The organism is Streptomyces sp. 12E, assembly GCF_055633275.1.
Genome location: NZ_JBVNCJ010000003.1, coordinates 85,729 through 106,450, shown reverse-complemented (window position 1 = coordinate 106,450; position 20,722 = coordinate 85,729). Strand labels below are relative to the sequence as shown.

Genomic DNA, 20,722 nt, shown 5'->3' with positions numbered 1-20,722 from the left:
CACTGCCGGCTGACACCCCTGCGCTCGCCGAGCCGGCGCAGGTCGGCGTGGATCCGGAGGACACCGCAGGTGCGCCGGGAGGCGATGTGCAGCACGGAGGTACCGGGCACGCGGGTGCGGGACGGTCAGTCGGTGGATGCCTGGGGTGCGCCGAGGGGGAGCGGTACTGGGCCAGGATCCCCTCGACGATTCCCAGGACCATCACCGCCCTGCACAATGTGGCCGACCCGGACGATCTCCGGTCCGTCGCGGCGGGTGCCGCCCACGACATCGGAACGGGGTGAGCGTCGTTATCAGGGTGTCCTCCCGTCCGTAGTGACCGAAGCGGTTGAACTTTACGGAACAGACCAGGCTCCCCAGCCCCACGAGAGGGCGGCGCGGGGCGCGGCGCCGTCCCGCGCGTTTCCCACGGTGCTCAGCCGACCCGTAGCCACTGGTGAAGGTAGAGGTCTGTTCCGTAAAATTCATAGTCCTGGGTGGCGGGGCCGCCCCCGCCGGTCCCGCCACCCCGCACCGCGCGAGTTCCCGGAGTGGCGCAATGACCTTCCCCACCGAAGCCCCCGACCCGTACACGATCCTGCACGGATGGCTCTCCGGCAGCTACCTGCGGCCCGACGGCCAGGAGGTCCGCGGACGAGCCTGGGACGACGACACCCGCTACCGCTACGGACTGCTGCTCGCCGGCCTCGACGCCCCACCCGGATGGCACCAGGACTGGTTCACCTACATCGGCCGCCACGTCTGGCACTTCACACCCGCCCACATCCAGGACTGGGCCGCCCGGCTCACCAACCTCGACGGCAGCCCCATGGCCGCCGCCTCCCGCGGCCGCGCCGTCTCCGCCGTCCGCTCCTTCTACGCCCACTGCACCGAAGACCTCGGAGCCGCCCGCTGGAACCTCCCCCCACGCCGCGCACTGGCCGGACCCACCCCACCCGCCGAACGCGAAACCCTCACCCGCCTCCAGACCGACGCCCTGCGCACCGCCGCCGACCGCTACCGCGGCCCCCACGCCGAACGCGCCCGGCTCGCCGTCTACATGACCCTCGCAGGCCTGCGCCCCGGCCAGTCCATCGCCGTGATCCTCCAGCACATCCAGCGCGACAACGCCGCCGGACCCACCTGGCGCCTCCCCGCCAAGAACAACAGCGCCTCCGCCGTCACCCGCCTCCAGCCCGTCCCCCGCCCCGTGGTGTGGGCACTGGACGAATACCTGCCCGTACGCACCCACAAAGCCCCCCACTCCACCGAGACCACAGGCCCCCTGCTCCTCTCCCGCACCGGACGCGCCCTGGACCGCGTCACCTTCCCCCGCCTGCTGCGCGACGTCGCAGCCACCCACCCCGACCTCCAGGACATCGCCCCCACCCTCCTGCCCGACGTCGTCGCCCACTCCCCCTCCCCCTTCGCCGACTGACCCCGGCCTCGCCCCGGCTGCCCGGCAGCGGCTCGAAACACCTCGCTGCCGAGGCCCTGACTCCGCGGACCGCCAGACCCGACCCTGTCGGCCGGGAGGCCGTCGCGGACCATCGGGATGAGGGCGGCGACCCGACGGACGCCGTACCGGGCCGCTCCGGCCGGGTCGTCGACGGCTGATCGTACGGCGCAGCCTTCGCGGGTCGGTGCCGTCGATCCTCGGAGGACCTGGTGCCGGTCGAGTTCCTGTCGGATCAACAGGCAGCCCGGTACGCGGCGTTCAACGGAGCGCCGTCACGTGCGCAGTCGGAGCGGTACTTCTTCCTGGATGACTCGGATCTGGGGAAAGTGCAGGCCAAACGGCGTTCGCACAACCGTCTCGGGTTCGCGGTCCAGCTGACGAGCGTGCGCTGCTTGGGCCGGTTCATGCCGGACCCGCGGCACATCAACCCTGACGATGAATGACCGTGTGGACGTCGCTGCGTCCTGCTAACGTCTGCGACATGAAGCGCGCCGCTATGACGACGACGCCGGAGAGTGTCCCGGCGCGCTGACAGATGAGCTGATCCGAAGCCCCGGGGCAAGTGCCCCGGGGCTTCGTCGTAGGTCCGGTCACTTGCTCCGCAACCAGCAGGGAGACCGCGATGACCACCGTGCACGACCACCGCAAGCTCGGCCGTGAACTGGGCCTGTTCGACACCGATCCGCTGATCGGCGCCGGCCTGCCGTACTGGCTGCCCGACGGCGCGGCCGTGAGGCACACCCTGGAGGAGTACATCCGTGCCGCCGAGCGCCGGGCGGGCTACCAGCACGTGTACTCACCGGTCCTCGGCAAGCGGGAGCTGTATGAGATCTCGGGGCACTGGGCGCACTACAGCGACGACATGTTCCCCCCGATGGACCTCGGCGGGGAGCAGGTCGTCCTGCGGCCGAGCCTGTGCCCCCATCACGCGGTGATCTACCGCTCCCGCTCCCACAGCTACCGCGAGCTGCCCCTGCGGATGGCCGAACTGGGCGGCATGTACCGCTCCGAACTCTCGGGCGTGCTCGGTGGGCTGACCCGGGTGCGGGCCATCCAGCTCAACGACGCGCACATCTTCTGCACCCTGGACCAGGTCGCCGAGGAGGCGCAGGCGGCGCTGGAGATGATCGGCCAGGCGTACGAGGCGCTCGGCATCACCCCTACCCGCTACCGGCTCTCCCTCCCAGGTCCCGGTGGCAAGTACGTTGCCGCACCCGAGAAGTGGGAGCGCACCACCGCACTGCTGACCGACGTCCTCGACCGCTCCGGCCTGCCCTACGAGGCAGCCGAGGGAGAGGCCGCGTTCTACGGCCCCAAGATCGACGTCCAGGTCACCGACGGCGCCGGCCGGGAGTCCACCCTGTCCACCGTCCAGGTCGACTTCCACCAGCCCGAGCAGTTCGACCTGCGCTACATCGGCGCGGACGGCGCCAGACACCGCCCGGTCATGGTCCACCGCAGCATCATCGGCAGCGTGGAACGAGCCGTCGCCCATCTCATCGAACAGCACGGCGGCGCCTTCCCCGCCTGGCTCGCCCCCACTCAGCTGGTCATTCTCCCCGTCTCCGACACCGAACTGCCGAACGCCGCAGCCCTCGCCCGACGCTGCACCCGCCTCGGACTGCGCGCCCAGATCGCGGGACCGGACCGCGGCAGCCTCGGCGCCCGAATCCGAGAGGCCCGCCTGGTTCCCTACCAAGCCGTCATCGGCGCCAAGGAGGCCGCTGACGATCAGGTCGCACTGCGCTTGCGTGACGGACGCCGACTCGACCCGCAGCCGGTCAGTGACGCACTCACCCGCATCAGCGCTCTCGTCGGGGCCCACAGCACCGACCTGTGGGCCGGCCCCGCCTCATGACAGGCGTCGCGATCAGCGCCTGCTGTCGCCCGGCGCGAGGAGACCGGTGATCTCCGCGATGGCGTCGGGCGAGGGCTTGAAGCAGGGGTGCCGTTAACGAGCAGCGAACCAGGTGACAAGTAACCAGTCGGGAGCGGTCAGGGCTTCGCGGCCGTGGTCTTCCTGGGTTGGCGGGGGACGGTCTTGGTTTTGTCGAGGTGGCCGTGCACCGTGGACCGGGGCACGCCGAACATGTCGGCGATCTGCTGCACGGTCTTCTCCCGCTCGTCGTAGTAGCCGATGAGCATGTGTCGGAATCCATCGAGCGGATCGTTCACCGACGTTGATTTCCGGCGCGAGTTGTCGACACTGCCCACCTGCGGGTTCGTGATCACTACGCCGAGTGTCGGCAGACGGTCGTGTGCCGACACTTCGACCGGGGAGGGGCCAGCGAACGGCGCGGCACGGATGCTGCCTCCTCCGCGCCGCTCGTTGACCTCTGACCGTCTCCTTGCCCTCTGTGGTAGCTCCGCCTACCGCGCGACAGCCGGGGATTCGGGGCGAGCATTGATCGGCGTGAGCACGCCGAGGCGGTCCTCGATCTCCTGGGCAGCGGCCAGGCACAGGTCTTCCCGGAACGCGCGCCCGATGATCTGTACGCCGGATGGCAGTCCGTCGCCGAGTCCGGTCGGTACGGCGACCGCGGGTACGCCCACGAAGCTGGTCACCGTGCACAGGCGCATGCCCTGGGCGACCCGTTCCCGCCCCGCTTCATCGCGTGACTCCAGTCCCGGCACGACGGGCGGCCCGGTGAACACCGGGCCGAGCAGCAGCGGGTACTCGTCGAGGAACTCTGCCCAGGAGCGGCGGATGCCCAGCCAGGTCCCCATCAGCTTCGTGAGCTCTGCCGCGTTCGCAGGCGGAGTCTTCTCCATGGCCATCTGGATGTAGCGGTCTCCGCCTTCGCCGAGCAGTTTCCGCACCACCGGCCAGGCCGGCGCGAATTCGGTCAGGGTGATCCGGCCGTATGCCTCGAGTGCCTCGTCCAGCCGCGGAACGTCCGCCGTCTCCCGTACGTCGTACCCTGCGTCGCGCAACGCGTCCGCTGCCGCTGTGACGGCCCCGCGGACCGCGGGGTGGACGCCGTGGCCGCCGGGGTCGGCGACGACCGCGACCTTGACCGGCCCCGGCAGCGGTTCGCCGTAGAGGGGCACGGGTACGGCCCGCGGATCCCGAGGGTCGGTCCCGGCCAGCACCTCGTACGCCAGCCGCAGGTCGGCGACCGTACGGGCCAGGGGTCCGTCGGTGACCAGCATCTGTGAGGCCGGTCCCGGGTCGTCCGGGCCGAGGACTCGGTGGTCGGCTTCAGCCCCGTCACGCCGCAGAACGAGGCTGGGATCCGTACTGATCCGCCGGAATCGTTGCCGAGTCCGAGTGCGGCCATGCCGGTGGCGACGGCCACTCCGTCACCGCCGCTGCTGCCGCCCGGGGCCCGGCTCCGGTTCCACGGGTTGACGGTGTCGCCGAACAGCTCGCTGCGGGTGTGCATCCCGGCCACGACGAGAGTGGGCATGTTGCTGTGGCCGATCGGTATGGCTCCCGCCGCACGGAGCCGGGCCACAGGGGGTGCGTCGGCCGGAGCCACCAGATCGCGGAAACGTGCCGTTCCGAGTGTGGTCGGCACGCCCCCGACAGCGGTGGTCTCCTTCACCGTGAACGGCACGCCGGCCAGCGGTCCGAGTTCTTCGCCCGCTGCCCGCCGCCGGTCCGTCTGCGCCGCCGCCTTACGGGCTCGCTCGGCCATCAACTGCGTGACCGCGTTGAGCTGCGGGTTGACCTCGGCAATGCGTTCCAAGTGACTGTCGACCAGTTCCAGGGCCGACATCTCTCCGCCTCGGACCGCCTCCGCCTGGGCGGCGGCTACTGGACCGTGATCCAGGTCTTGTGGCGCTCTTGATTGCGCTTGCGTTCGTTCCCTGTCTCCTCGATCACACGCTCTCTTCCCGACGGACGGAGAAGGCGCCCGCGGCAGCCGCCAGGACTGCCGCCTCCGCGGCCCGTTCCGGGAGTTGCGGGTCCGGATCGGCACGCAGGAGCACCAGCTGGTGGTAGAGCGGCGCCGTGGCGGCGATCAACAGGCTCCGCGCGTCTGTGTGCTGTGCGGGGAGTTCACCGCGCTCGATGGCGCGCTCGACGAGGATCTCGCACTGGGCGTACCGGTCCGTCCACAACTGAGTCTGGGCCCGCGCAGCCTGTTCGGAGTGGAACGAGGCGGCCATCAGGGCGACGGCGAGCGACGGTTGTACGACCAGGGATTCCTGGATCTCCTGGTTGAGGGCCGTCAGATCGCCGCGCAGGGAGCCGGTGTCCGGCGGCTGCCAGTCGATCTCGCCGGCGGCGTCGATGACGTCGACGAGTAGGCCGCCGACATCGCGCCAACGCCGGTAGACCGTGGCGCGGTGCACTCCGGCCCGCGTCGCGACACCCTCCATCGTGAGTCCTTCGTGACCGCCTTCAGCGAGTTCGGTGCGTACCGCATCGAGAACCTGGGCGCGGATGCGGGCGGTGCGACCGCCCGGACGGCGGTCCGACGTCGTGTCCAGTGGGTCTGTCATCGGCAATCAGTATCCGGTTGATCAAGGCGGCAGGGCTGTGCCAGCATCTTAACGCGACAGTTGTCGCTCCAGGTCCGCTAGAGAGGAACCGCCTCCGCGATGCCGCCCGTTCCCGCTGACCCCACCGTGCTCCACCCGATGCCCGAGCACCCGCGCGTGGTTCTGCTCAAGCCGCTGGTGAAGTCGCCGTTGATCGAGGTCGGTGACTTCTCCTACTACGACGATCCGGACGACCCGACCGCGTTCGAGACGCGCAACGTTCTCTACCACTACGGTCCCGAGCGGCTTGTCATCGGCAAGTACTGCGCGCTGGGGACGGGCATCCGGTTCCTCATGAACGGCGCCAACCACCGCATGGACGGTCCTTCCACCTTCCCGTTCCCCACGATGGGGGGCTCTTGGGCGGAGCACTTCGACCTGATCACCGACCTGCCCGGCCGGGGCGACACGGTCGTCGGCAACGACGTGTGGTTCGGGCACGGCGCCACAGTCATGCCCGGCGTACGGATCGGCCACGGCGCGATCATCGCCGCCGGCGCCGTGGTCACCGGCGACGTCCCCGACTACGGCATCGTCGGCGGCAACCCGGCCCGGCTCATCCGCACCCGCTATGACGCTGCGGACATCGCCCGGCTCCTCGCCGTGGCGTGGTGGGACTGGCCCGTGCAGTCCATCACCAGGCATGTACGGACGATCATGTCGGGGACCGTCGCCGACCTGGAGGAGGTCGCCGCGCAGATCGACCAGCCCTGACGTCGCGTCCTCGCCACACCGCCCGCACCCGTCCCGCGCCAGAAACGAGTGATCGCCCATGTCCCGTCGCCGCGCCCATATCGCGATGGTCGGCGTCCCCATCGTCAGTCATGTCCTGCCCAGCCTCGCTCTCATCCGTGAGCTGGTGGCCCGCGGGCACCGGGTCACCTACGCCAACGACCCGTTCGTGGCCGACCGGATCGAGTCCGCCGGCGCGGAGCTGGTGCCCTGCACCTCCACGTTGCCCGTCGCGGACAACGACTGGCCTGCCGATCCCATCGCCGCGGCGAGCCTCTTCCTCGACGACGCCGTCCAGGTGCTCCCGCAACTGCGCGCCGCCTACGACGACGATCCGGCCGACCTGTACCTCTATGACATCGGCGCTTATGCCGCGCGTGCCCTCGCCGAAGCGCAGGGCCGTCCCCTCGTGCAGCTGTCCCCGACGTTCGTCGGCTGGGACGGCTACCAGGAGGACGTCGCGGCGCATCTGCGGAAACTGCCGGGCGCCGACGCGTACCGGGACAGGTTCGCACGGTGGCTCGCCGACTGCGGTGCGACCACCACGAACGTGGACACCTTCTCCGGTCCGCCCGCCCGGGCCCTCGCCCTGATCCCGAGAGCGATGCAGCCGCACGCCGATCGAGTCGACACCGACACGGTGACCTTCGTCGGCCCCTGCTTCGACACCCGAGCGGACACGGGCGGCTGGACCCGCCCGGCGGCCGCGGACAACGTGCTGCTGATCTCGCTCGGCTCCGCGTACACACGCCAGCCCGCGTTCTACCGTCAGTGCATCGCGGCCTTCGGCGACCTGCCCGGCTGGCACGTCGTACTCCAGATCGGCAAGTACACCGACCCCGAGGAACTCGGCACCATCCCGTCCAACGTCGAGGTGCACTCCTGGGTCCCGCAGCGGGCGATCCTGGAACAGGCCGACGCCTTCGTCACCCACGCCGGCATGGGCGGCTGCAGCGAAGGGCTCCTCGCCGGCGTTCCCATGATCGCCGTGCCGCAGGGAGCCGAGCAGTTCATGAACGCCGACCGGCTCGTGGAACTCGGCGTCGCCCGCCGTGTGGACACCGCTGACGCCACCGCCGAGACCCTTCGCGCGGCGCTGAACGACCTGGTCACGGATCCGGAACGCGTCGACCGGTCCAAGCAGTTGCAGGCCGCCGCCCGAGCCGAGGGCGGCACCCGGCGCGCTGCTGACCTTATCGAGAACATGCTGGCCGCCGCCGAGGGCCCCGCGCTCTGAGCACGGCCGCTTCCCTTCCCCGGCCGGCGCCGTCCTCATCCGAGGATCTGCACCCGCAGGACGAGCGCGGGAAGATCACCGTCAAGGGCGGGGCGGCGGAGTGGATCCAGACGATGTACGCGCAGCGGCGCACCCGCCCGGCCATGCCTCCACCGTGCGCCCGGCTCTGGTCAGGTGGATGTCGTGGCGCCCTGGCCCTCGGGAGCGCGCGGGCGGGGCACCGTCGCTGCTGGGGGCAACTCCAGGCCCAGGTCGAGGCGGCTGTTCATGTCCAGCTCGAACCTGCCGTACGGGTTCACGTGCGTCCAGAACAGCGGCGACAGCGCCCGCCGGTCTGCATCGGTGAGCGTGTCGGCCCACTGCGGGTCGGCGAGGACCTGATGCATCAGCAGCGTGTTGACGTGGGCCAGGGCGGACTGGAGCAGGTGGGGGGCGAGCATGGACACCTCCTGGGACTCCTTGTCCTGCCCGGCGAGGTCGCCGTCCTTGCCGTAGAAGAGGTCCTTGTTCGCGCTGTTCCAGTTCTCCACGACCTGCAAGCCCTCGTGGATCTCCTGCCGCAGCTCGACGTCGGCGAGGTAGTCGCAAACGAAAGCCGTCCGCACCGCCCGCCCGAGTTCCTCGATCGCCTGATAGGTGGGGTGCTTGGGCCCGCCGCGCGTGAAGCGGCGCAGGACCTGCAGGCATCCCCGCCGGCGACGGGGCTCTTGCCCAGCTGGTCGGCGTCGGCCCTGACGACGTAGACCTCCCACGGTTCCTTGCCGGGGCCGGTCACCCAGACCTTGTCCTGGAGGGCGTAGCAGCAGGAGGTGTCGTTCTCTTCGAACGTGGCGAGCCCCGCCTCCTTGAGGCGGTCGGTGGCGGCGGTGACCTCCTCGGTGGTCTCCACCTCGACGCCGAGGTGGTCCAGGCGGGTTTCCTGGCCCGGTTCGCCCTCGATGAGGACGAGCTTGAGCGGCGGGGCCGTGATCGCGAAGTTGGCGTAGCCGGGGCGGCGCTTGGCGGGTTCGACGCCGAAGAGCTTGGAGTAGAAGGTCACCGCCGCTTCGAGGTCGGCAACGTTGAGCGCGAGCTGGGCACGGGACATGGCGGTCTCCCCGGATCGGTTGTATCGATGCCTGTCGATTCAACCTTGCGCCTTGAATTGAAAAACGTCAACATAGAAGCATGCCGAAACAAGAGCTTGTGCTGCTCGGGCAGGACGGCGTCGAGGGCTGCTGCCCCGCTCTGCTGACCGCCCCGCTGGACGAGGACCAGGCCGAGGCGCTGGCGAAGGTGTTCAAGGCCCTGGGCGACCCGGTCCGGCTGCGCCTGCTGTCGATGATCGCCTCCCGTGCGGGCGGGGAGGTCTGCGTCTGCGACCTCACCCCGGCCTTCGAGGTGTCCCAGCCGACGATCTCCCATCACCTCAAACTGCTGAAGCAGGCCGGTCTCATCGACTCCGAGCGGCGCGGGACGTGGGTGTACTACCGGTTGTTGCCGCAGATGACCGACCGTCTCGCGGCGATTCTCACCCGGTCCGCCGGACAGGTCACGGCGGAAACCGCGCCGGCGGCCGGGGCAGCGTCGTGAGGGCGCAAGCCGCAGCCGCGGCGCCCGCAGGGCCGGTCGCCGGGCGGCTGTCGTTCCTGGACCGCTTCCTCGCCGTGTGGATTGTGACCGCGATGGCGGCCGGCCTCGGCCTGGGCCGCCTCGTACCCGGCCTCGGGGACGCCCTCGCGAAGGTCACCGTCACCGGCGTCTCGCTGCCGATCGCGCTCGGCCTGCTCGTGATGATGTACCCGGTGCTCGCCAAGGTCCGCTACGACCGCCTGGAGACCGTCACCCGCGACCGGCGCCTGTTGATCCCGTCCCTGGTCCTGAACTGGGTCGTCGGCCCGGCCCTGATGTTCGCCCTGGCCTGGATCTTCCTGCCGGACCTGCCCGAGTACCGCACGGGCCTGATCATCGTCGGCCTCGCCCGCTGCATCGCGATGGTCATCATCTGGAACGACCTCGCCTGCGGCGACCGCGAGGCCGCCGCCGTCCTGGTCGCCCTGAACTCCGTCTTCCAGGTGCTCGCGTTCAGCCTGCTGGGCTGGTTCTACCTCTCCGTGCTCCCCGGCTGGCTCGGCCTGGAGCAGACCGCGCTCGACGTCGCCCGGATCGCACTGCCGCTGCTGATGTACTTCGCCGTCATGTGGGCCGGTTCCATGGCCGCAGGCCGCGCGGTCGGGCTGGACTACCCGAAGGCGGCCACGCTGGCGTTCACGGCTGCGGGCAACAACTTCGAGCTGGCCATCGCGGTCGCCATCGCCACCTTCGGCGCCACCTCCGGCCAAGCCCTGGCCGGAGTCGTCGGCCCCCTCATCGAGGTCCCCGTCCTCATCGGCCTCGTCTACGTCGCCCTCGCCGCCCGCCGCTTCTTCCCCCAGACCGCCCCGGCGGCCGGGCCGGTCGTCTCTCCGGAAGGTTCCGCCCGTGTCTGAGACCAAGCCGTCCGTGCTGTTCGTGTGCGTCCACAACGCAGGCCGCTCCCAGATGGCCGCGGCCTTCCTCACGCACCTCGGCGCAGACCGGGTCCAGGCCCGCTCGGCCGGGTCCGCCCCCGCGAGCACGGTGAACCCGGCCGTGGTCGAGGCGATGCGGGAGTCGGGCATCGACATCTCGGCCGAGGCCCCGAAAGTCCTCACCACCGAGGCGGTGCAGGCATCCGACGTCGTGATCACCATGGGATGCGGTGACGCCTGCCCCTACTTCCCCGGCAAGCGGTACCTGGACTGGCAGCTCGACGATCCGGCCGGACAGGGCGTCGCGGCCGTCCGGCCGATCCGCGACGAGATCGAGTACCGCATCCGCGGCCTGCTCGTCGAACTCGGCATCGAGCCCGCGGCGTGAGGGCCGCTGAGACCGGCGTGCGCATCGCACCGTTGCGGCCGGAGCACGCCGAGCAGGCCCTGGCGATCCACCAGCTGGGTATCGACGAGGGCAACGCCACCTTCGAGACCACCGCCCCGACCTGGCAGGCGTTCGACAAGGCCAAGCTGCCCGCCCACCGCGTGGTCGCCCTCGACGGCGACCGGGTGCTGGGCTGGGCCGCCGTGGTGCCGGTCTCCGACCGGTGCGCGTACGCCGGCGTCGTCGAGCACTCCGTCTACGTCCACCCCGACGCCCGCGGCCGCGGGATCGGCCTCACACTGCTGGAAGCACTGCTCGCCTCCACCGACGCCGCCGGCATCTGGACGGTGCAGTCCGGCATCTTCCCGGAGAACACCGCCAGCCTCGCCCTGCACCAGCGCGCCGGGTTCCGCGTCATCGGCACCCGCGAACGCATCGGCCGCCACCACGGCACATGGCGCGACGTCGTCCTCGTCGAGCGCCGCAGCCCGGGCGTGAACTGAGCATGACGGCCACCACGGGTGGTCATGCTCAAAAACGGACAGTTGCGAGAGTTCTGCGAACACCCCGGAACCGCTCACGAATCCGCAGGACGCCGTTGGCGGAACCCCTCTCAAAACCCGCGTGTTGTGCGAGACGGTTCTGACCCACTGCCGCCGCCGCCTTGATCGCGGCGCAATGCCCGGGAGGCGAACCCGTCGACATGTCCCACGGTCCGGAAACACCGATGCCCGTGTTCCCTTCCGACCTACGGGCACTCGCCGACGAAGCCCTCGCCCGCATCGTCGGCGACGAGGACGGGCCGGCCTCAAACTGGGTCGACCCGGAGGACTGGAAGCAGTGGCGAGCCATACTGACGCGCCTTCGCGCAGTGCTTGCCCCGCCACCCCTTCCATTGCTCTCTTCGATGTCCAGCCGTGACGGAGCGTCACTCAGCACGGAAAGCGAGCCAGAACCGGTTCTCGTGGACAAAGCCCCCCTGAGCCTGGTGCGGGCGGGCCGGCGGTCCCGGCGGCCCGTTCGGCCGAGCGTGTCCCGGCCACACCGGTCCCGGTTCCCGAGCACGGCGCTGTCCGGCGGACGCGCCCCCCACGGCTCACGCGGTCGCCATGGCCGGCACACGCCCCCGCAGTCCCGGAGCGAGCGCCAGGGTGACGGTGACGGAAGCGACGGCCATGACCGTCATCGCCACCGCGGGCGTGGTGAGTTCGGCGATGGTGCCGGCGAGGAGGGCGCCGACGCCCTGCAGGACGAGCATGCCGGAGGAGTGCAGGCCGAGGGCCTGGCCGCTCAGCTCGTCGGGGGTCAGCCGCATCAGGCGTTCCTGGAGCAGGAGGCTCGCCGCGAAGCCGACGGAGGCCAGGGTGACGGCGGTCAGCGCGACGAGGAGTCCCGGTTCCAGGAAGAACAGCAGGTAAGGGACGGCGAGCAGCAGCCGCAGCGGGGCGCCGAGGCGTTCACGCCACCGCAGCGGGAGGAAGCGTCCGGCGAGCGTGTCGCCGACGAGCATGCCGAGGGCGGCGCAGGCGAAGAGCAGCCCCGCGTACTCGGGGGCGTAGGAGACGTACAGGGACTCGCAGCCCACGATGAGCCCGTTCGGCACCCACAGCGCCAGGTAGACGCAGCGGCGGGGCGCCGACGACCACAGACGGGCGTTGACGCGCCAGGTGGCGGCGGCCGACGGGCGGCCGGTGGCACGGGGCGGGCGGTCGGTGAGGCCGAAGCGGGTGACGGCCGCGGCGGCCACGTACAGCAGCGCGCCGGTGAGCAGCGCGCCACCCGGCGAGAGCAGGGCGACGAGGACGCCGCCGAGGGCGTAGCCGCAGATCTGCAGGGTGCCGACGGCCATGTTGAGCATCGAACGGCCGAGCAGATAGCCGTCCTTGGTGAGGATTTCGTTGAGCAGGCCGAAGCGGATCCCGCCGCCCACGGAGGCGATCAGGCCTTCGGCCGCCAGGACTGCGAAGACGGCCCACATCGGCAGCCCGGGGACGGCCTGGACGCCGGCGGCCACCGCGAAGGCCAGGGTGAGGCCGGTCATGGCGGCGCGCGGGCGGAGCCGGTCGGCGGCCGACAGCAGCGTGGCCGCGCCGGCCACCTGGGCGAGGGAGGGCCCGAACATGGCGAGGGCGGAGAGCAGCGGGGACCCGGTGGCGGAGTGGACCAGGGTGCCCAGGGCCAGCCCGCTCACCGTGGAAGCGGCCACCGACAGGGCGCTGGCGGCGAAGAGCGGTGTGAACTCCGGGGTGCGGAACAGTTCTCGGTAGGTGCGCATGACGGGGAGTGTCCGAGGGGCCGCCGCGGCGGCGTTAATGTTTCGCACGGAGGCGAAACGATGGGACTGTGGTTGCTCGATGCGGACACCCTGGCGCGCAGCCGGTTCGTGATCTCGCCCTTGGCCGAGACGGTTGCCGCCCTGATCGACCTGGAGGAGGCCGTGGCCTCCCACCCGGTGCAGCAGAAGTGGCTGGCGGCCCATCTTCCGGCCTATCGCGAGCAGTTGGCCCGGGACCCGGTCGCGGCGGCCGTGGTGCGGGCCGGGTTCCGGTACAGCTGGATCGCCGACTTCCTCATCCCCGCCCCGGTGGGCGAGGGAACCCCGCACATCGACGAGGAACTGCACCGCGTCCGGGCCGTCCCGCCCGCGGCCGCCCGCGCCGACCTGACGACCGCGCTGGGCGGCGGCTCCCTCCCCGAGGCGCTGTGCCGCGACGACCTCCCCGAACGCTCGGCCGCCCTGCTGGAGTGGGTGTGGACCCGGACGGTGTTTCCTGACTGGGAGCGGCGCCGTCGCGTCCTGGAGGCCGACGTCGTCGCCCGTACCCGGCAGTTGAGCGACGGCGGCTGGGCCACGGCCCTCGACGGCCTGCGCCCCCGCACCCGCTGGCTGGGCGAGGGCCGGCTGCAGATCAACGCCCACGACAACCCGCCCCGCGACATCCGCGGTGCGCAGCTCCTGTTCGTCCCCGTCACCTCCCGCCGTGGCTGGGTGACCTGGGACGAGCCTCACCGGTATGCCGTGGTGTATCCCTGCTCGGGCGTGCTGACCGGGGAGGAGGACCGTCCGGCGTCCCAGGCGCTGCGCGCCCTGCTCGGTCCGGGGCGGGCCCAGGCCCTCGCCCTCCTGGGCACCCCGATGAGCACCACCCAGTTGGTGGCCCTGACCGGACTGGCGCTGGGCTCGGTGGGGCGGCACCTGAAGGTGCTGCTGGAGGCGGGACTGGTCCGGCGGCGGCGCGCGGGGCGGTCGGTGCTCTACTACCGCAGCGAGGCGGGCGACGTGCTGGTCGAAGCGGTCCGGCACGGCCGGTCAGGGCCTTCTGCCACGGCCGCCGCGGAGTGATCCTCGGGGCTCGAGGACCATCGGAACGAAAACCGGCGCCGAGCCCCTGCGAGGCACAGGGAGACGTCGACCTGGACTTCCGTGGCAGCGGAACCTCCGGCAGTCGTTAACACCTTGCTGGCGTCCGTCGTGGTGGATCGCGACGGACCGGCGCATCAGGCCGCCGGCCACGCTGCCGAATCGGGTGACCGGTGACCCGTCGTCAACGCCCGCCGCCACCTCCAAAGGATCCGACAGGCTGATCACCGCAGTGAGCGCGCGGCCCGGCGGGCCGCAGTGCACCCCCGTCGGGAGCCCGCGGAGGTCGAAGCCGACATACGAGTCGACGTACTGCCGCAGGACGGGCGCCGGACGTGCACCGACCCCGGTGGCCGTGTGGTCCTCCATCTTCGTCAGTGTACGAGCCGCCCGGCCCAGGAAGATCACCGTCCGAGGACTGGTCGCCGCCGTCTGCGGCTGGTGACGCGGTTCTCACCGGCACCCCTGGTCGCGCCGCGGGCGGTCGGTGTCCGGGGCCGCCCGAAGCAATTACTTGGCTAGCCACGCAATCGGTGCTACTTTTATGTGGCTGGCCACAGATAGTGGTCGGCACGGCATCCCGCTCGAGGAGACCCCAGTCATGAAGGCCATTGTTTTCGACGAGTTCGGCGGCACCGAGGTCCTGCACGAAGCGGAGATCGACGTTCCTCGGCCCGGCCCCGGTCAGGTCCGTGTGCGGATACGGGCCGTCGGCGTCAACCCGGTGGACGGCAAGATCCGCTCCGGCGTCATGGAGGCCGTCTTCCCCACCACGCTGCCCGCCGTGCCCGGCGGGGAGATCGCCGGGGTGGTCGACGCCGTCGGCGAGGACGTCGACCGCCTGAAGGTGGGGGACGAGGTCCTGGGCTGGTCCGATACCGGCTCCTACGCCCAGTACGCCCTGGCGTCCGCGGCCGTCCTCGCGCCCAGGCCGGCCGGTCTGGACTGGACGCACGCCGCCGCTCTGCCCGTGGCGAGCGACGGCGCCGAACGCGTGCTGGACCTGCTCGGCGTCGCCTCGGGTGAGACGCTGCTGATCCACGGAGCGTCCGGCGCGCTCGGCACCGTCGCCGTCCAGCTCGCCGTCGCCCGCGGCGCCCGCGTCATCGGCACCGCCGGGCCGGCCAACCAGGAGTACGTCACCTCGCTCGGCGCGACCGCGCTGGTCTACGGGGACGACCTGGTCCAGCGGGTCCGCGACATCGCCCCCAACGGGGTGGACGCCGTCCTCGACGCCGCGGGCAAGGGCGCGCTGGAGGACTCCATCACCCTGCGCGGCGGTACCGACCGGATCGTCACCACCGCCGACTTCCGCGCCCGCGAACTCGGCGTCGTCTTCGCCGAGGGCCCGCAGCGCCGCTCCGCCGCGCGGCTGGCCGAACTGGCCCAGCAGGCCGCCGACGGCACCCTGGTGACCACGATCAGCGCCACCTACCCGCTGGCGGAAGCCGCCGAGGCGCAGCGGGCCAGCGACGCCGGCCACAACCGAGGCAAGATCGTCCTGACCATCGACTGACCGGTCACCCCACTCTTGTGACGAAGGAGCAGCAATGTCCGACACCACTTCATCGGAGCTGCCGGACGCGGCGCGCGACGGACGGCTGAGCTACGCCCTCTTCCAGCTCGCCCGCGCCCACCGCGGCCACGCCGCCGCCATGCTGCGCGCCCTGAACCTCCACCCGGGGCAGGAACTGCTGCTGATGCAGCTCTTCGACCGCGACGGCCGGACACAGGCGGAACTGCTGGAGCGCGTCGGCCTCGACCACTCCACCGTCTCCAAGTCACTGCGCCGCATGCAGGAGGCCGGACTGCTCACCCGGGAGCCCGCCGCCCACGACCGGCGGGTCATGGTGGTCCACCTCACCGATGCCGGCCGCGCCCTGCGGGAACCCATCGCCGACATGTGGCGCACCCTGGAGCGGATCTCCGTACGCGATCTGACCCCTGAGCAGGTCGAGATGTTCACCGCGTGTGCGCGCACCATCGAGAAGTCGGTCAGGGACCACAACCGGCAGGCGCCTGCCGAGTAACCGGGCACGGGCAGGCGGCCCGCTCGCCGGGAAAACCGCCCGCCGCCCCGCACGGAGCGAGGGCGCCCCGGGGGGGGTCTCGCCGCCCGGGCGACAAGAACCCTCCCGCGGCCCCTCGACGCCGCGCAGGAGCGGCGCGCCACCGCGCCGGCCGAGGAACGCACGCACACGCACGTCGGCACGCCGGGCGGCCGCGCCTCAGCCGGCTCCCCTTCTCTTCCATCCTTCGTGACAGCAGGGAGATTCCCATGACGGACGCATTCACCCCGATCGACGTGGCCGGCCGGTCGCTGGCCAACCGCATCGTGATGGCGCCGATGACCCGCAGCCGGGCCTACGGGCCGGGAGCCACCGCGACCGATCTGATGGCCACCTACTACAGCCAGCGCGCGAGTGCCGGCCTCATCGTCACCGAGGGGATACAGCCCTCGCCGGTCGGCCAGGGATACCTCGACACGCCGGGCCTGCACTCACCGGAGCAGGTGGCCGCCTGGCGCAGGGTCACCGATGCCGTCCACCGCGAGGGCGGAGTGGTCTTCGCGCAGTTGATGCACGCCGGCCGCATCGGCCATCCCAGCCTGCTTCCCGACGGCCTGCACCCCGTCGCGCCTTCGCCCGTCGCCGCGAAGGGCCAGGTGTTCACCCGCCAGGGGCCGATGGACTTCGTCACCCCACAGGAACTGGACGCCGACGCCATCGCCCGCACCGTCGCCGACTTCGCCGACGCGGCACGCCATGCGATCGCCGCCGGCTTCGACGGGGTGGAGATCCACGGCGCGAACGGCTACCTGGTCCACCAGTTCCTCGCCCCCAACACCAACCGGCGCACCGACGGCTGGGGCGGTGACGTCGCCGGCCGGGTCCGCTTCGCCCTGGACGTGGCCGCCGCCGTCGCGGAAGCGATCGGCGGCCACCGCACCGGCTTCCGCATCTCCCCCGGGAACCCCTACAACGACATCGCCGAGACGGACGCGGCGGACGTGGAGCACACCTACACCACCCTGGTCACCGAACTCGGCGAGCTGGACCTCGCCTACCTGCACATGATCGAGGGCGCCGACCGGACACTGACCGCACGCCTGCGCAAGACCTGGCCCGCCACGTTCGTCCTCAACCCGCTCACCCACCCCGAGCCCACCGGCCCGGACGCGCTCACCCTCGTCCAGGACGGCACCGCGGACATGATCGCCTACGGAGCGCTGTTCCTCGCCAACCCCGACCTGCCCGCCCGCCTGGCCGCCCGGGGCCCGTACAACACGCCGGACCCCGCCACCTTCTACGGCGGCGACCACCACGGCTACACCGACTACCCGCCCCTGCGGGGCGAGGCGTGACCGCGAGAAGGACTCCCGCACCGGCCGGCCGCCGGCGCGGCGCGGTCCGACGGCACCGCGGTTCGTGCCGACGTCACCGCCCCAGAGCGTGAACCCTGAATGACAGTCCCTCCGGGCTGTGCAGTCTCCCGACGGAGTGATCGGTCTCCCAGCTCCAGGTGGCGGGAGTCCGGCCACCGGCCCGCACGCGGGAGATGACGCCGTCCGGATCGTCGACCCCGACGGAGAGTTCCCACCGCGGAGCGGCGACGGGTTCGCGCGCCGAGACGAACGCGGCAGCCTTCGGAGGAGCGCCTGTCACCTGCTGGTAGAAGTCCCGGGCCCGGTCCGGCCGGTCGCAGGCCAGGACCATGTGGTGCGGGGCGCCTGCGAGACGGGGCGGGAACCTCCACCCGGTGAACCCATGGGGCTGCCACAGGGAGAAGGCCGCACCCACCGGGTCGATCAGCGTCGCCGTACGGCCCTGATCGCCCGCGTCGAAGGGAGCCACGACAAGACGCGCGCCGTTCGCGGTCGCGGCTTCGGCGCGGCGGTCGACGTCGTCGACGGCCAGGTAGTAGGCGACATGGGCGGGCGTGTCCGGCGGGTAGAGCGGGTTCGCGAGGTCGCTGACGCCACCGATCGGGTACCCGCCGACGGTTATCCTGGTGGCCTGGCGCCAGTCCTCCTCATCCACTGCGAAGCACCAGCCCAGTGCCTCCGACAAGGAGGCGGCGGTGCCGGAAGGGTCGCGGGTTTTCAGGTCCATCCAGCAGAACTCGTTCAGCGAGCCGAGGGCGGTCATCATGTCCTCCTTGTTCTCGAGTACTGGGTATCAGCTCGCCGTGGACTCCGCCGGCAGCCGACCGCCTTGCGCCTCACCGTGAGCAGGCGAGCGCCTTCCAGAAGGCGTAGTGGTGGTCGGCCGCGAAGTCGGTGTATCCGATGCGGCCGGACGCGAGCCGCTGCACGTACGGGCTGCGGGCGGTGAACCGCTTCCACGCGGGCGTGCCGTGCCCGTTCATCCGCCCGGTGCTCGCGAACCGGCTCCAGTAGGCGGTCACCGTGTCCGACAGCCCGGCCTGCGCGGTGTCGAGCGGCTCGAACAGGTCGTTGTCGAACAGGTAGGCCAGGTCGGTCATGTGGCCGGTGCCGAGCGGGAAGCTCTTCGGCCGCGGCACGTTCTTGAAGTACGGGGTCTCGGCCTCGGCGAAGTCGTAGGCGTGCACGGAGGTGTGGCGGGCCAGCGCGCGCTGGGTGTCGAGCGCCGCGGTCGACCACTGCGAGTCGGTCAGCACGGCCGACAGCGCCGCCCCGGGCGCCGGGTGGTCCGCGGCCGGGTACTCGGCCAGGACCGCGGGGGCGTCCTTCCCGAACCGCTCGGTGATCTCCTCGGCGTACCCCTCGGCGGTCAGCGGTGTCCCGGTCCTGACCTCGTCGAGCCCGGCCAGCGCGCTCATCTCGTCGTGGGTGGAACCGTGCAGCACCGGTACCCGGGCGAACCGTCCGGCGGCGATCGCCCGTGCCGGGGCTTCGGGCAGCACCTCGCCGTCCACCACGGGCCGGTAGCCGTCGTGTCCGGAGGCGGACGCCTCGACGAGTTCGGCGGTGGACCTGCGCCGCAGGCAGGATTCGGTGGTGCGCGGGTCGCGGCAGCCCGCGGCCCGGGCGACGGCGAGGCCGTTGGTCTCCGCCTGCGCGCGGGTGAACGAGCCGTCCGGTCCGACGCAGCCCGCGCTCTGCACGATCGCCTTGTCGAAGAGCCCGCGGGCTCCGGGCGAGACCAGCTGGGCGCAGACGCTGTAGCCGCCGCCCGACTGCCCCATGATCGTGACATTGCCGGGGTCGCCGCCGAAGGCGCCGGCGTTGCGGTTGACCCATTCCAGCGCGGCCTGCTGGTCGAGGAGGCCGAGGTTGGCCGGTGCGCGCAGGCCGGGTGCGGTGAGGAAGCCGAAGGCGCCGAGCCGGTAGTTGACCGTCACGACCATCGCGCCCTGCCGCGCGGCGGCGAGCCGGGCCGCGCGGTAGGTGGCGCCGTCGCCGTAGGTGAAGCTGCCGCCGTGGATCCAGACGATGACCGGTAACCGTCCCGTCGTCCGCCCGGCCGGGGTCGTGACGTTCAGGTGGAGGCAGTCCTCGCTGCCGCCGCCCTCGATCGAGATGGGCTGGTCGGTCGGCTGCGCGCAGGCGCTCCTCGGGGCCCGGGCGTCCAGCGGCGACGACCAGGGGTGCACCGGCTGCGGCTCCTTCCACCGGCGTTCCCCGGTCGGCGGGGCCGCGTAGGGGATGCCCTGGAAGGTGCGCACCGCGCCGGTGGCCGTGCCCTGGACCGGACCCTCGGCGGTCGTCACCCGGGTGGGGAGGTCCTGGGCGCCGGGACGCGCGGCCGCGGGGCCGGCCGTGGTCGCCGTGGCGGCGAGCGCGGCGGAGACGACGGCTGCGGCGAGGACGGTGATGCGGGACTTCATGGGGATCATCCGGGCTCCCGGGATCGGCGTGGTCTTCGACGCCCGGAACGGTAGCCAGGATTTGGGCAAATGCGCAATAAGTTTGCCCAAGACGAGCGTATGAGACGTATGCGTGAGGCATCTGCCTGACACAAACATGCAGGTGTTGCTAGGGTTCGCGTCATGGGAAACCGGGAGAAGCTGCTGGAGGCCGCCAGGCAGTGCCTCTTCGCGAAGGGCTACGAGCGCACGACGGTCCGCGACCTCGCCTCGGCGGCAGGCGTCAGCATGGCGGCGATCGGCTACCACTTCGGCTCGAAGGAGGCGCTGCTCAACCAGGCGCTCTTCGAGGCGCTCGACTCGGGGGGCCAGGCCTTCGGGCCGGCGGAGGGCGACACCGACCTCGGCGCTCTGTGGCGTCGCCTGATCGAGGCGTTCTCGGCCGACAAGACCTTCTGGACCGCCAACCTGGAGACCGTCCTGCGCGCACAGCGCGACCCTGAACTGCGGGAGCAGATGGCCGCGGGACTGCGGCAAGGACGCAGCGGCATGGCGCGGGAGGTCACCGGAACCGCCGAGACCGACCTCCCCGAGACGACGGTCCGCACCCTCGGCTCGGTGCAGCTCGCCCTCGTCAGCGGCCTGATGATCCAGCACCTCACCGACCCCGAGTCCGCGCCCACCGCCGACGAGGTGCTGGCGGGTCTGCGCGCGCTGGCCGCCCACCTGCCCGAGGAGGAGTGAGGCAAGGCCCCGGCGCCGCGAAGGCGTCCGGCCCGGCCGTGCGGGCGGCGGG

Annotated in this window: 19 protein-coding genes and 5 pseudogenes; 15 read left to right on the top strand and 9 right to left on the bottom strand. The window is 71.5% G+C overall.

Features of this window, described 5'->3' with window-relative positions:
- Window positions 1–538: 538 nt before the first annotated feature.
- The 3 genes and pseudogenes from ACZ8ZB_RS35105 to thrS all read left to right on the top strand — a co-directional run bounded on the left by ACZ8ZB_RS35105 (window position 539) and on the right by thrS (window position 3,296).
- On the top strand, window positions 539–1,417 hold the full coding sequence (locus ACZ8ZB_RS35105) for a hypothetical protein (RefSeq protein ID WP_470741830.1): 879 nt from the start codon (window positions 539–541) through the stop codon (window positions 1,415–1,417).
- A 230-nt stretch (window positions 1,418–1,647) separates the two neighbouring features.
- Window positions 1,648–1,863: pseudogene (locus tag ACZ8ZB_RS35100) on the top strand (DUF4158 domain-containing protein); the annotation flags it as partial.
- A gap of 206 nt (window positions 1,864–2,069) precedes the next feature.
- Window positions 2,070–3,296, top strand: coding sequence for a threonine--tRNA ligase (gene thrS, locus ACZ8ZB_RS35095; RefSeq protein WP_470741948.1), 1,227 nt, complete (start codon window positions 2,070–2,072; stop codon window positions 3,294–3,296).
- A gap of 137 nt (window positions 3,297–3,433) precedes the next feature.
- On the opposite strand, the gene ACZ8ZB_RS35090 is transcribed toward thrS, so the two are convergent.
- From ACZ8ZB_RS35090 to ACZ8ZB_RS35080, 3 genes and pseudogenes are all read right to left on the bottom strand, one after another.
- Window positions 3,434–3,670: a sigma factor-like helix-turn-helix DNA-binding protein gene (locus ACZ8ZB_RS35090; protein WP_470741829.1), complete on the bottom strand. Its 237-nt coding sequence runs from the start codon at window positions 3,668–3,670 to the stop codon at window positions 3,434–3,436.
- A gap of 138 nt (window positions 3,671–3,808) precedes the next feature.
- Window positions 3,809–5,160: pseudogene (locus ACZ8ZB_RS35085) on the bottom strand (amidase).
- A 103-nt stretch (window positions 5,161–5,263) separates the two neighbouring features.
- Window positions 5,264–5,890 carry a TetR/AcrR family transcriptional regulator gene (locus tag ACZ8ZB_RS35080; protein ID WP_470741828.1) on the bottom strand — a complete coding sequence of 209 codons (627 nt, stop codon included), beginning with the start codon at window positions 5,888–5,890 and terminating at the stop codon, window positions 5,264–5,266.
- Window positions 5,891–5,989: 99 nt separating this feature from the next.
- Between ACZ8ZB_RS35080 and ACZ8ZB_RS35075 the strand changes: the two genes are divergently transcribed.
- Both ACZ8ZB_RS35075 and ACZ8ZB_RS35070 read left to right on the top strand, forming a co-directional pair.
- Window positions 5,990–6,643: a CatB-related O-acetyltransferase gene (locus ACZ8ZB_RS35075; RefSeq protein WP_470741827.1), complete on the top strand. Its 654-nt coding sequence runs from the start codon at window positions 5,990–5,992 to the stop codon at window positions 6,641–6,643.
- A 58-nt stretch (window positions 6,644–6,701) separates the two neighbouring features.
- Window positions 6,702–7,898: a macrolide family glycosyltransferase gene (locus ACZ8ZB_RS35070; RefSeq protein ID WP_470741826.1), complete on the top strand. Its 1,197-nt coding sequence runs from the start codon at window positions 6,702–6,704 to the stop codon at window positions 7,896–7,898.
- A 170-nt stretch (window positions 7,899–8,068) separates the two neighbouring features.
- On the opposite strand, the gene ACZ8ZB_RS35065 is transcribed toward ACZ8ZB_RS35070, so the two are convergent.
- Complete coding sequence (locus tag ACZ8ZB_RS35065; RefSeq protein WP_470741825.1) at window positions 8,069–8,650, bottom strand: Tn3 family transposase; 582 nt, start codon at window positions 8,648–8,650, stop codon at window positions 8,069–8,071.
- Window positions 8,578–8,985: pseudogene (locus tag ACZ8ZB_RS35060) on the bottom strand (ArsI/CadI family heavy metal resistance metalloenzyme); the annotation flags it as partial. The pseudogene ACZ8ZB_RS35060 and the gene ACZ8ZB_RS35065, both read right to left, overlap by 73 nt.
- Before the next feature lie 80 nt (window positions 8,986–9,065).
- Here ACZ8ZB_RS35060 and ACZ8ZB_RS35055 point away from each other — a divergent pair.
- The 5 genes and pseudogenes from ACZ8ZB_RS35055 to ACZ8ZB_RS35035 form a co-directional block, all read left to right on the top strand.
- Window positions 9,066–9,470 carry an ArsR/SmtB family transcription factor gene (locus ACZ8ZB_RS35055; RefSeq protein ID WP_470741824.1) on the top strand — a complete coding sequence of 135 codons (405 nt, stop codon included), beginning with the start codon at window positions 9,066–9,068 and terminating at the stop codon, window positions 9,468–9,470.
- The gene (locus ACZ8ZB_RS35050; protein ID WP_470741823.1) at window positions 9,467–10,366 is read left to right on the top strand and encodes an arsenic resistance protein; all 900 of its coding nucleotides are present in this window, start codon (window positions 9,467–9,469) and stop codon (window positions 10,364–10,366) included. Before ACZ8ZB_RS35055 ends, ACZ8ZB_RS35050 begins: the two co-directional genes overlap by 4 nt.
- Window positions 10,359–10,775: an arsenate reductase ArsC gene (locus ACZ8ZB_RS35045; RefSeq protein ID WP_470741822.1), complete on the top strand. Its 417-nt coding sequence runs from the start codon at window positions 10,359–10,361 to the stop codon at window positions 10,773–10,775. The genes ACZ8ZB_RS35050 and ACZ8ZB_RS35045 overlap by 8 nt, the downstream gene beginning before the upstream one ends.
- On the top strand, window positions 10,772–11,278 hold the full coding sequence (locus tag ACZ8ZB_RS35040; RefSeq protein WP_470741821.1) for a GNAT family N-acetyltransferase: 507 nt from the start codon (window positions 10,772–10,774) through the stop codon (window positions 11,276–11,278). The genes ACZ8ZB_RS35045 and ACZ8ZB_RS35040 overlap by 4 nt, the downstream gene beginning before the upstream one ends.
- Window positions 11,279–11,439: 161 nt before the next feature.
- Window positions 11,440–11,613: pseudogene (locus ACZ8ZB_RS35035) on the top strand (DUF4259 domain-containing protein); the annotation flags it as partial.
- 258 nt (window positions 11,614–11,871) lie between these two features.
- On the opposite strand, the gene ACZ8ZB_RS35030 reads toward ACZ8ZB_RS35035, so the two are convergent.
- Complete coding sequence (locus tag ACZ8ZB_RS35030) at window positions 11,872–13,050, bottom strand: MFS transporter (protein ID WP_470741820.1); 1,179 nt, start codon at window positions 13,048–13,050, stop codon at window positions 11,872–11,874.
- Between the two features lie 60 nt (window positions 13,051–13,110).
- Between ACZ8ZB_RS35030 and ACZ8ZB_RS35025 the strand changes: the two genes are divergently transcribed.
- Window positions 13,111–14,118 (top strand): ArsR/SmtB family transcription factor, encoded by a 1,008-nt coding sequence (locus ACZ8ZB_RS35025; RefSeq protein WP_470741947.1) that lies wholly within the window; start codon window positions 13,111–13,113, stop codon window positions 14,116–14,118.
- Between the two features lie 108 nt (window positions 14,119–14,226).
- On the opposite strand, the pseudogene ACZ8ZB_RS35020 reads toward ACZ8ZB_RS35025, so the two are convergent.
- A pseudogene (locus ACZ8ZB_RS35020) lies at window positions 14,227–14,505 on the bottom strand (AraC family transcriptional regulator); the annotation flags it as partial.
- Between the two features lie 232 nt (window positions 14,506–14,737).
- Here ACZ8ZB_RS35020 and ACZ8ZB_RS35015 point away from each other — a divergent pair.
- The 3 genes from ACZ8ZB_RS35015 (at window position 14,738) to ACZ8ZB_RS35005 (ending at window position 17,500) form a co-directional block, all read left to right on the top strand.
- Complete coding sequence (locus ACZ8ZB_RS35015; RefSeq protein WP_470741819.1) at window positions 14,738–15,652, top strand: NADP-dependent oxidoreductase; 915 nt, start codon at window positions 14,738–14,740, stop codon at window positions 15,650–15,652.
- 34 nt (window positions 15,653–15,686) lie between these two features.
- Window positions 15,687–16,166, top strand: coding sequence for a MarR family winged helix-turn-helix transcriptional regulator (locus ACZ8ZB_RS35010; protein WP_470741818.1), 480 nt, complete (start codon window positions 15,687–15,689; stop codon window positions 16,164–16,166).
- A 248-nt stretch (window positions 16,167–16,414) separates the two neighbouring features.
- Entirely contained in the window at window positions 16,415–17,500 is a 1,086-nt protein-coding gene (locus tag ACZ8ZB_RS35005) for an alkene reductase (RefSeq protein WP_470741817.1), read from the top strand.
- Window positions 17,501–17,573: 73 nt separating this feature from the next.
- Here the strand turns inward: ACZ8ZB_RS35005 and ACZ8ZB_RS35000 are convergent, their stop codons facing one another.
- Both ACZ8ZB_RS35000 and ACZ8ZB_RS34995 read right to left on the bottom strand, forming a co-directional pair.
- Entirely contained in the window at window positions 17,574–18,287 is a 714-nt protein-coding gene (locus tag ACZ8ZB_RS35000) for a VOC family protein (protein WP_470741816.1), read from the bottom strand.
- Window positions 18,288–18,357: 70 nt separating this feature from the next.
- Window positions 18,358–19,956 (bottom strand): carboxylesterase/lipase family protein, encoded by a 1,599-nt coding sequence (locus ACZ8ZB_RS34995; protein WP_470741815.1) that lies wholly within the window; start codon window positions 19,954–19,956, stop codon window positions 18,358–18,360.
- A 153-nt stretch (window positions 19,957–20,109) separates the two neighbouring features.
- Here ACZ8ZB_RS34995 and ACZ8ZB_RS34990 point away from each other — a divergent pair, with 153 nt between their 5' ends.
- Window positions 20,110–20,670: a TetR/AcrR family transcriptional regulator gene (locus ACZ8ZB_RS34990; RefSeq protein ID WP_470741814.1), complete on the top strand. Its 561-nt coding sequence runs from the start codon at window positions 20,110–20,112 to the stop codon at window positions 20,668–20,670.
- Window positions 20,671–20,722: the final 52 nt, after the last annotated feature.